The 1,161-nt window shown below is 47.6% G+C and carries 1 protein-coding gene; it reads left to right on the top strand.

Features of this window, described 5'->3' with window-relative positions; translation table 11 throughout:
• The coding region (locus R7Q11_RS24890) for a bifunctional metallophosphatase/5'-nucleotidase (protein ID WP_225466845.1) at nucleotides 1-1,149 on the top strand (1,149 nt) is incomplete at its 5' end.
• Nucleotides 1,150-1,161: the final 12 nt, after the last annotated feature.

Genomic DNA, 1,161 nt, shown 5'->3' with positions numbered 1-1,161 from the left:
TTCGATGCGGGGGACATTTTCACTGGGTCACTCGCGAAAAAAACGCAAGGCAAGCTCTCTTTCGATTTGTACAGTGCGATGGGCTACGACGCGATAACGCTCGGTAACCACGAATTTGAATACGGCTGGCAAACCTTGAAAGAGAACATGCCAAGAGCCGCCTACCCCGTGCTCAACGCCAACATCAAGTTTGAGCAAAACAATGCGCCTTTTGCTTCGCCATATACCATTGTTGAACGCGATGGCATTCGTGTCGGTGTGATTGGGGTAATGGGCGTTGATGCCTTCTACAACACCATGTGGAAAGGTAATCGCAAAGGTTTGACTATCGACGATCCAATCAAAACCACTCAGTTCTGGGTTGATAAGATCCGCGACGAAGTAGACATGTTGTTCGTGCGCACATACCAAAATAAAACGGCACCAATGCAAACCGACAAAGAAGCCGATCCTGAAGTGCAACGCGGCTTTGATGAAGATTACGACATGGCAGGCAAGCTAAAGGGGGTCGATGTGATTTTTGGCGGCCACTCTGACCATGGCTTATGGAAGCCTGTCGTGCATCCAAAAACGGGCACAGTTATCGGTCTCACTTTCGGTCAAGGTAAATACTTGGGTTACACTAAATTCGTTGTAGACACCGAAAAGCACGACGTAAAACTACTGGACGGAAAACTGATCCCTGTCGAGTCAGACAAGCTTGAACGCGACAAGAAAACCAGCGATCTTATCGCCAATGCTCGCAAACAATACCCAGAGCTTGGTCAGCAGTTGGCAACCATTAATGACACGGCGTACCGACGTTATTACCGCGAATCCAACGTAGGCAATTTAGTAGCAGATATGATGCGCGAAGCCGCTAAAGCAGATGTGGGTATGATCAGCTCGGGCAGTATTCGCATTGACCTTAACAAAGGCCCAGTAACGATGGAAAACATAATGGATCTTTTCCCATTCACAGATAAACTTTCCGTCGTAAAACTCAACGGCGCACAGTTGAAAGAACTGTTGGAGTACAGCTACACCTTGCCTTACGGTCTGGCACAATTCTCCGGTATTGAAGCGCGCTACGACAACGCAAAACCACAAGGTAAACGACTGCTAAGCCTGAACGTAAATGGCAAACCAGAGAACGACTCTCAATCATAAAAAGTGTAAAGT

It is taken from the genome of Vibrio sp. 970, assembly GCF_033339075.1.
The sequence above is the reverse complement of the archived record's forward strand: the minus strand, read 5'-3'. Positions and strand labels throughout refer to the sequence as shown.